This window comes from Deinococcus marmoris (genome assembly GCF_001949125.1).
GTDB classification, from domain to species: domain Bacteria; phylum Deinococcota; class Deinococci; order Deinococcales; family Deinococcaceae; genus Deinococcus; species Deinococcus marmoris_A.
Window position 1 is genome coordinate 1 of the sequence record NZ_MSTI01000088.1, and the last position, 9046, is coordinate 9046.

The following is a 9046-nucleotide window of genomic DNA, read 5'->3' on the forward strand; positions in this document are numbered from 1 at the left end:
CGGCCTGCCCGGTGGCCCCCCCTCCCCAACCCTCCCCCACAAGGAGGGAGGGAGCCAAGAACCCCATTCGTAGGAGAATGCCCCGTGTCCATCCTCACCCGAATTCGCCAGATCAACCGCCGCCGTGCGCTCGGCTGGGCAGCCTTTTCCTACGCGGTGGCTGTCCTGTCCGGTGCGTTCCTGGGCGCAGAGATCACCCTGCGTTCCAAGACGCGGCGGGTGAAGGGCGAGTTCGTTCCGGTGGGACGGCGGGGCAATTCCGTGTATCTGCCTGCCTCGCCGGAAACGCTATCGCGCGGGGTGGTGGGCATCGTGCCGCTGCTGCCCAACCAGGGGCACGCCACGCTGGGGCCGCCCAGACAGGCCGGAACACTCGTGCGGCGTGAGATTCTGGATGAACGCGGCGTGCTGCCCAACGGTTCGCTGGCGTGGGTGTCCACCTTCGTCTACAACGGCACGCCGCAGCAACTGGGCATCCCGTTCCAGCACACGGCGGTTCATACGGAAGTCGGGGAGATGCCCGCGTGGCACATTCCCGCCGTGTCGGGCGAGAAGGATGCCATCGCCATCGTCATTCACGGTCACGGCGGGCAGCGGGCGCAGGCGCTGCGGATGCTTCCGGCGCTGCGGCGTTCGGGGGTGGCCTCGCTGTTCGTCACCTTCCGCAACGCGCACGGTGCGCCGCGTGTGGGCAAGGGCTACCTGAGCCTGGGCGATGGCGAGGCTGCCGACGTGATCGCCGCGCTGGAGTGGGCGAAGGCTGCCGGGTACAAACGGGCCATGCTCTACGGCTTCAGCATGGGCGGCAATGTCGCGCTGTGCGTGCTGCGCTCGCGGCACCAGCCGTACCCGATTCCGGTGACGGGCGTGGCGCTGGACTGCCCGGCGCTGGACTGGCGCGATACCATCCGCAGCAACGGGCAGCGCTACGGCATTCCCACGTTCATGGCGCGGCACATCGGCAACTTCGTGCAGTATCTGGTCACGCGGCGCAGCGGGCAGGATTTTGATGTGGTGGACCAACTGGCCGCCGCCCCCAGTTTCAACCTGCCGATGCTGCTGTGGCACGGCACCCGCGACGCCACCATTCCCATTCGCCAGTCCGACGCTCTGGCTGCCGCCCGCCCCGATCTGGTGGAATACCACCGTGTGGAGGGGGCCAAACACATCCGCTGCTGGAACATCAATCCTGAAAAGTACGATGGAGAGTTGGAGGCGTTTATAGCAAGGGTTTTGCCGGGGGTGAAAGTATGAGTGAAGACGTTAAGCCTGATACTGCGATGCAGATAGCCGCCTCTCTTGCTGATGATGTCTATAAGGGTGGTGTCCAATCCTCTGTCCAAACTATCGGACAAGCGTTGGATGGAATTCTTAAAGCTATTAGTCATTATCCTCGATATTGGGGAATGATGTCAGATATTTCTCTTGAAATCAAAGAAGAGGAGTTTCGTGAAAAACTACAAGCCAAAGTTGATAAAATTCCAGATGAAAAAAGAGTTCTGCCTAAACCAAATATTTTAGGTCCGAGTATTCAAGCCCTGGAGTATGGAATCTTTGAAGATCATCTTAGCGAAATGTTTGCTTCTCTAATAGCTAGTGCTATGAATAAAGATACGCAAAATATAGCTCATCCGTCATACGTTGAGATAATCAAGCAGTTAAATTCTGATGAAGCGATACTGTTAAGTTACCTATACCATTCGTTTAGCTCTAACTTCCCAATTTGTGACATAAATAAAATCGTTGATAGCGAGGGAGCATATCAAACTGTTCTTGAAAAATTCACCAATGTCTGTGAAGATGCGAAATGCGTCAATACGGATAAGAGAGTTGAAATAATTGAGAATCTTGAGCGTCTTAAATTATTGAATGTTACTACTGGTATAACAACCATTGCTAATAAATCAGCGTACAAAGACTTGGAGGATTCTTACATTAAAAAATACGGCTTTGCTACTTTTGATCAAAATTCTTTGACATTATCTACGGAATCAACGTCTTTTAATATGAATAAAGGGATACTCAAGCTCACGGCATATGGTAGACAGTTTTCATCCATAGTTCTAGATAAATCTAACTAGAATCCCTATAAAGGAGTTCACCATGAATATGAAAGACGCCGTAATCGTATCCGCCGTTCGTACCCCCGTGGGACGCGGCATCAAAGGCACCCTCGCCAACACCCGCCCCGACGATCTGGCCGCCCTGGTCATGAACGAGGCCGTGCGCCGCGCCGGAATTGACGCCGCCCTGGTGGAAGACGTCTACCTGGGCTGCGCCATTCCTGAAGCCGAGCAGGGCCTGAACGTGGCCCGCCTCGCCGCGCTGCGCGCCGGAATGCCCGACAGCGTGGGCGGCGTGACCGTCAACCGCTTTTGCTCCAGCGGCCTCCAGACCATTGCGATGGCGGCGGCGGCCATCCAGACCGGACAGGCGGAAGTGATGCTGGCCGGGGGCGTGGAGAGCATGAGCATGTTGCCCATGAGCGGCCACAACCCCAGCCCCAACCCCGATCTGGTAGACAGCCGCCCCGGTTCGTACATCGGCATGGGCATGACCGCCGAGAACGTGGCCGACAAGTACGGTGTGAGCCGCGCCGATCAGGACGCCTTCGCCCTGCGCAGCCACCAGCGCGCCGCCGCCGCCCAGGATGCCGGACGCTTTGACGCCGAGATTGTGGCCGTGCCGGTGGAGAAGGACACCGTAAAAGGCACGAAAATCAAGTCCGAAACGGTGAAGTTTGAAAAGGACGAACTGATCCGCCGCGACGCCAACTTGGAAGACATGGCGAAGGTGCGCCCTGCCTTCAAGATCACCGGCAGCGTGACGGCGGCCAACGCCAGTCCCTTTAGCGACGGAGCCGCCGCCGTGCTGATGATGAGCGGCGACAAGGCGCAGGAGTTGGGGTTAAAGCCCCTCGCCAAATTCCTGGGCTTCGCGGTGGCCGGGGTGGACCCCGAACTGATGGGCATCGGCCCGGTCAAGGCCATTCCCAAGGTGCTGGCGCAGGTGGGCCTGACTCTGGCCGATATTGACCTGATTGAGCTGAACGAGGCGTTCGCCGCCCAGAGCCTCGCGGTCATTCGTACGCTGGGTCTGAACGAAGAAATTACCAACGTCAACGGCGGCGCGATTGCGCTGGGCCATCCCCTCGGATGCAGCGGCGCGAAGCTGGCCACCACGGCCATCTACGAACTCGGACGGCGCGGCGGCGGCAAGGCGCTGATCACCATGTGCATCGGCGGCGGCATGGGCGCGGCGGGCGTATTGGAAATTTACCCGGCGGAAGAGAAGGCGCAGGCGGCAGACTGAACCCTGATTCCTGAAGCGCGGCCCCGTCGATTGGGGGCCGCGCTTCTCTCTTTGCTCTGTTCGATATGGATTTAGCGCCTGAGCTGAAGACTCTGCTGCATGGCCCTGAACAGTGCTGGATTGGCCCTGGCGGTGGTCTGGGCTTTGGTGTTGAAAGTGGCTTTCAATGCCTCTGCCGCCATCAACTTGCCTTCGGCCTTCATCACATTCTGTGCTGCCGCGTTGGTGGGCACAGTGTCACTGACCTGAACCAGAGCGATTGCTACGGCCTGACCTTGTTCGTTGGTGGCGGTGGCGATGTTGCCTGTTCCATCGAAAGCGGGTTTGCCCTGGAATACGCCCAATGCGTTGTCGCTGTCTTGCCCAATGAAGAAGACCCCGGCATTTTCATCTGTACCCAGAAAAAAACCGATGTCCAGATCGCCTGCCTGGACCACAGGACCCATCAGGGCCGCGCCGAACTTGCCCGTGCCCTGAGCTGCAATCTCGGTCTGGTTGGCATACACGCCAAAGGCGATGGGCTGGCCCTCGTTCGTAAATTCATCCGAAAATATAACCACGCCGCTGTCGATCAATGCCCTAGAGGTCAGGTCACCAATGGCCCAGCTCCACACGCCCTGATACAGCGTCTGGGTGTTGGGCGGCGGCGTGACGGTCACGTTCACGGCAACCACCTTGCTGCCCTGCCCGACATTTCCGGCGGCGTCATAGGCTTTGGCCGTGTAGGTCACGCTGCCGTTGTCTGCGGTGGAAACGGTGGCTGTGGCTGCATAGGGGGCGGAAGTGTCGGTGCTGATCAGTGTGCTGCCCCGGTAAAACTCCACCTTGGTCACGCCCACGCTATCGGTGGCCGTGGCCAACAGATTCACGCTTGAGCCGCTCTGAGAGGCGTCCAGGGCGACGGTAGGGGCGGTGGTATCGGCAGTCTGTGGGGTGCTGCCGCCACCACAGGCGGCAAGCAGCAGGGAGACACTGAGAATCGGCAGGAGAAGTCTTTTCACGCCGCCACATTAGAGTCTTTTGAGTCGGTGCAGGCGTGGATTTTCGCACGTCTCCCAGCGCTATCCAGTCCGGCATTTCCTGCCAGTCCTGGTTCCGGCGCTTGACTGAAAGTATGGGGCTGCGACGGGTGTTGAAGCCGTCATCTTCGGGCGGCAAATGCACCAGAACGTTGGCGCTGGGCCGCGAATTTCAGGGCGGTGGGCAAACACCCCTTACAGCAGCACCACGTCCACCAATTCCCCGGCCTGGACCCCGCCGCCTTCCGGCACGATCACCAGCGCGTCGGCGTCGCTCAGCGAACGCAGGATGCCGCTGCCTTGCGCGCCGTAATCCCCCACCTCTCCGTCCTGAATCACGCCGCGCCAGAAGGCGGTCTTATCCTTGAGGCCACGAAAGGGCGTGGCGGCGCGCAGTTTCAGGCTCTGCACCGGCTGCCCGGTCAGGGCAGGGCGCACGATGACGTGAAAGACCACCAGACTGCTGACTGGATTTCCCGGCAGGCCGAAGACGGGCAGGCCGTTCCAGCCGCCCAGGATGGCCGGGCCGCCGGGCCGCATTCGCACCTTCCAGAACGAGACCCGGCCCCGTTCGATCAGCAGGTCGCGCATGAAATCGTATTTGCCCATGCTGACGCCGCCGCTGGTCAGCAGCACGTCCGCGCCGCCCGCCCCCGCGATGGCCGCCTGCAAGGACGCCGGGCTGTCCGGGGCGTGGCCCAGTTCGATCACCTCGCAGCCGCTTTCCCCCAGCATGGCCGACAGGCCCACGCGGTTGCTGTCGTAGACCTGACCGGCTTGCAGGGGCAACCCCGGCTCGATCACCTCGTCCCCGGTGGACAGCAGCGCCACCCGCAATTTGCGGCGCACCGGCAGGCGGGCGTGGCCCAGCGCAACGGCCAGCGCCACGCGCGGGGCACTCAGGCGTAGGCCAGCGCGCATCACCGTTTCGCCTGCGCGGAAGTCGCCGCCCTCGGGGCGCACGTCGGCGGGAAAGGCGGGGCGCAGCAGGTGAACGTGTTCGGGGCCGTCGTCGGCCAGTTCCTCAACAGGGCAGATGGCATCGGCCCCCGGTGGCAGCGGCGCACCCGTGTAGATTCGCACGCACTCGCCCGCGCCCACCTCGCCGTCAAACGGCATTCCGGCGCGGCTTTCCCCCACGATCTTCAGGCGTACCGGGGTCTCGGCGCTGGCGCTCAACGTGTCCGCCTCACGCGCGGCGATGCCGTCCAGGGCGCTCTCGGTGGCGCTGGGATGGCTGACCAGGGCCTCCAGATCGGCGGCCAGAGTGCGGCCCAGCGCCTGGGCAACGGGTACGGTCTCGGTCTCCAGTTCGGGCAGCAGCGCGGCCAGCATCTCGCGGGCCTCGGCCACGCTGACGTGCATGGGGAAGGATGGGTTGGCGGAAGTGGGGACAGACATGCTGTCAGCATAGTGGGCCAGCCAGAGAGAGGGCCGCCCTCCGTGAAGCGAAGCTGTAGGGCCGGGGCCGCGCCGCTCATCCCAAAGCGTTACACTCTTCGGGCGAGAAAACTCGTCCCGAGTCATTGGCATCTGCCGCCGGACGAGCTATGGAGGGCCATATGAACATTGAACAGGACAAAGTTGTCGATCTGGAATACAAGCTGACCGTGAAAGGTGAAGTCGTCGATCAGAGTGAACCCGGCGAGCCGCTGACCTACCTGCACGGCCACAGCAACATCATTCCGGGGCTGGAAAAGGCGCTGGAAGGCAAGGCCGAGGGCGACACGATGCAGGTGACCGTGCAGCCCGAGGACGGTTACGGCGAGCGAGACGAGGACAACACCGAGGAACTGGCCCGCGAGGATTTCGAGGACGACATCGAGATCGGCGAAACCTACTACGCGCAGGCCGAGGACGGCAGCGTGATTCCCTTCACGGTCATGGAACTGAACGGCGACATGGTCAAGGTGGACTTCAATCCCCCGCTTGCAGGCGAGGTCCTGAACTTCGACGTGACCGTGGTGGGTGTGCGCGACGCCACCGCCGAGGAACTGGAACACGGCCACGCCCACACCCCGGACATGCTGGACCACGAACACGACGCGTAAGACCTGAACGTGCAGGACGGAGCAGGGCAGAGGTGGGCCGATGGACGGCCAGTCTCTGCCCTGCTTTTTAAATGATGGCGGAGGGTACAGCTTGTTTCCGCCGCTTTGCATCGCCCCCTCTGCTCGTGTGTGAGGGGGCGCTGGAAGTCAGGGCGTCAGGCGGTTCCGGTCCCGTGGGAACGCACGGGCATACCGCACGTTGGCAATGCCCAGCAGCTTGGCCGTCAGGCGCTCGGCCCCGATGGCGAAACCGCCGTGCGGGGGCATGCCAAATTTGAAGACCTCCGAGTAGCCGGTCATGGCGTCGGGGTTCATCTTGTAGGCGCGGATCGAGTCCATCAGCATGGCGTAATCGTGGATGCGCTGCCCGCCGGAGGTGATCTCGATGCCCCGGAACAGCAGATCGTAGCCGCGCGTCAGGTCCGGGTTCAGTGTGCCGTCCGCATTGTGATCGGCGTGCGTGTAGAAGGGCCGGGCGGCGCGCGGGTACTTGGTCACGAACACGAAATCGCTGCCCTCTGTTTCCGCGAAGTGCTGGCTGAGCAGGCGTTCGGCCTCCGGGTCTAAATCTTTGCCGCCCACCTGATGCCCGTATTTCTCGGTGACCAGTGCGCGGGCCTCCATCAGCGGAATGCGCGGGATGTGGGCCGGAACGTCGGGAATCGTCGCGCCCAGCAGCTCGAACTCCCCGACACTGGTCTCGCGCAGCCGCTCCATGATGGACGCCAGCAGACCGTTCTGGAGATCCATCACGTCTTCCTCGCTGTCGATGAAGCCCATTTCGATGTCCAGCGACAGGTACTCGTTGAGGTGGCGACTGGTGGCGTGTTCCTCGGCGCGGTAGACGGCGGCCACCTCGTACACGCGCTCGAAGACGCCCACCATGATCTGCTTGTAAAGCTGCGGACTCTGCGCCAGATACGCCTGTTCGCCGAAGTAGTCTAGCTTGAACAGGTTCGCGCCGCCCTCCGCCCCCGCCGAGACGATTTTGGGCGTGCTGATCTCGGTAAATCCCTGTTCGCGCAGGTAGGTGTGGAAGCCGTAGACGATCTCGCCCTGCACCTTCAACGCCGCCCGCTCGCGCAGCCCACGCAGCGACACGTAGCGGTAATCCAGCATGGTCTCGGGGTTGACGTTCCATTCCATCTTGGGAATTTCGAGGGGCGGTGCTTCCACGGCGGCGCTGACCACGCGGAAGTCCTCGATCTGCACCTCAAACCCGCCCGGCGCTTTGGGGTGTGCCTTGACCTTGCCGATCACCTCGACGCTGCTTTCGGGCAGGGGCAAGGTGAGGCCGCTGCCCACGCACTGGGTAATGCCGGACACGTCGCGCAGTACCACGAACTGCACGCCGCCCAGATCGCGCCGGGCGTGGACGAAGCCTTGCAGGCGCACGGTCTGCCCGTCGTGCTGCGCGAGATCACGGGTCAGGGTACGGGGGAGTTTCTGTGTCGATGCGGCAGGCTGGGTTTCGGTGGTCATGAAGTCTCCTGTATGGACTGGCTAAAAAAAGCCCCCGACTCCGGTGAGGAGGTCAGGGGCGCAACGGCTTAAGCGTCCCCTACTGGGGATCGTTATCGTTGTCGTTCAGGGCAGCCGCGAACATGCGGGCAAGTCTAGCGGGCGCGGGGGCCGGATTTCAACGTGGAAACTAGTCAACGCGGCGGCTAGGCAGGGGAGACTAATCAGAGGTGGCGTCCTCGCCACTGGCCGCCATAACTGCGTCCAATCTTGCCGCCGTCTCTGCCGCGCCCATCACACGGGCGGCGTCTGCGGCGCTGGCCCCGCCCGCGTCGCGCACGCTGGGATCGGCCCCCAGTTCCAGCAGCCAGTTCAGCATGTCCATGCGGCCAAACATGGCGGCCATCATCAGCGCCGTCCTGCCGCCGGGCGCGGCCACGTCCAGCCCCGCGCCGCGCTCTACCAGCAGTTCGGCGGTGGCCTGATCGCCCCGGAACGCCGCGCCCATCAGCGGCGTCTGTCCCTGATCGTTCAGGATGTCGGGATCGCCGCCCCGGTCCAGCAGCGTGCGGACGGCTTCCGTGTGGCTGTGGTAGGCCGCCAGCATCAGCAGCGTGTCGCCGCGCGTGTTCTGGAGGTTGGGCGGCAGGCCCTTTTCCAGCCATGTTTTCAGGAAATCGGCATCCCCGTTGCGCGCCGCCTCGAAGGCGGACTGCATGATGTCCAGCACCTCGGCGTCGGTAGCTTCGGCGGATTGCGGATTGGTTTGTGGCTCGTGATCGGCAGACATAGGGAGACTCCTTTGTGGGTGCGGTTGGGGACAGTGTGGCTGAGAGGCGGACAAACTTCTGCCGTCAGCATAAGCAATGGTTCGGACAGTTTTGACCAGCTCTAAGCTGCTTTGACTCCCAGATCCAGCGGCCTGGATGGATGTTTTTCCAATTCAGCAAATCTCGCCTGAAGACCGAGATTGCTCAGTATTCGCCACGCAAACAGTCGATTGAAGGCCCGCCGCTTGATGTCCTCGTAGGAAAACACCAGCGAAGTGACCGGGCGACCCTGGAGGCCGCTGGCCTCCAGGAGCATTTCAGCCCGGCCCAGACTGAGTGCAAAGAACGCAGCATTCCAGTGATTTTCCAGAGCCTGCGTCTTGCGGAGCTGGCATGTGGTCAGCCCTGCGAACTGCTTGGCATCGCGAAACAC

At 62.2% G+C, this 9046-nt stretch carries 8 protein-coding genes and 1 pseudogene; 4 read left to right on the forward strand and 5 right to left on the reverse strand.

Annotated elements, in window-relative coordinates:
• The first annotated feature begins 84 nt into the window (after nt 1–84).
• Genes BOO71_RS13210 through BOO71_RS13220 form a run of 3 tightly spaced genes read left to right on the forward strand, consistent with a single transcriptional unit; the run spans nt 85 to nt 3312 of the window.
• Nucleotides 85–1254 (forward strand): alpha/beta hydrolase family protein, encoded by a 1170-nt coding sequence (locus BOO71_RS13210; protein ID WP_075833120.1) that lies wholly within the window; start codon nt 85–87, stop codon nt 1252–1254.
• Entirely contained in the window at nt 1251–2081 is an 831-nt protein-coding gene (locus BOO71_RS13215) for a DUF4393 domain-containing protein (protein ID WP_075833122.1), read from the forward strand. Before BOO71_RS13210 ends, BOO71_RS13215 begins: the two co-directional genes overlap by 4 nt.
• A 28-nt stretch (nt 2082–2109) precedes the next feature.
• Nucleotides 2110–3312, forward strand: a complete 1203-nt coding sequence (locus BOO71_RS13220) for a thiolase family protein (RefSeq protein ID WP_075833134.1) — start codon at nt 2110–2112, stop codon at nt 3310–3312.
• Nucleotides 3313–3383: 71 nt separating this feature from the next.
• On the opposite strand, the gene BOO71_RS27855 is transcribed toward BOO71_RS13220, so the two are convergent.
• Together BOO71_RS27855 and BOO71_RS13230 are read right to left on the reverse strand one after the other, a co-directional pair.
• On the reverse strand, nt 3384–4313 hold the full coding sequence (locus tag BOO71_RS27855; RefSeq protein WP_075833124.1) for an Ig-like domain-containing protein: 930 nt from the start codon (nt 4311–4313) through the stop codon (nt 3384–3386).
• 213 nt (nt 4314–4526) lie between these two features.
• Nucleotides 4527–5732, reverse strand: a complete 1206-nt coding sequence (locus BOO71_RS13230; RefSeq protein ID WP_075833126.1) for a molybdopterin molybdotransferase MoeA — start codon at nt 5730–5732, stop codon at nt 4527–4529.
• Between the two features lie 161 nt (nt 5733–5893).
• Here BOO71_RS13230 and BOO71_RS13235 point away from each other — a divergent pair, with 161 nt between their 5' ends.
• The gene (locus tag BOO71_RS13235; RefSeq protein ID WP_075833128.1) at nt 5894–6382 is read left to right on the forward strand and encodes an FKBP-type peptidyl-prolyl cis-trans isomerase; all 489 of its coding nucleotides are present in this window, start codon (nt 5894–5896) and stop codon (nt 6380–6382) included.
• A 147-nt stretch (nt 6383–6529) separates the two neighbouring features.
• Here BOO71_RS13235 and aspS read toward each other — a convergent pair whose 3' ends face one another.
• The 3 genes and pseudogenes from aspS to BOO71_RS27860 form a co-directional block, all read right to left on the reverse strand.
• The gene (aspS, locus tag BOO71_RS13240; protein WP_075833130.1) at nt 6530–7864 is read right to left on the reverse strand and encodes an aspartate--tRNA(Asn) ligase; all 1335 of its coding nucleotides are present in this window, start codon (nt 7862–7864) and stop codon (nt 6530–6532) included.
• A gap of 199 nt (nt 7865–8063) precedes the next feature.
• Complete coding sequence (locus tag BOO71_RS13245) at nt 8064–8633, reverse strand: ankyrin repeat domain-containing protein (protein WP_075833132.1); 570 nt, start codon at nt 8631–8633, stop codon at nt 8064–8066.
• 101 nt (nt 8634–8734) lie between these two features.
• Nucleotides 8735–9046 (reverse strand): annotated as a pseudogene (locus BOO71_RS27860) (IS4 family transposase); the annotation flags it as partial.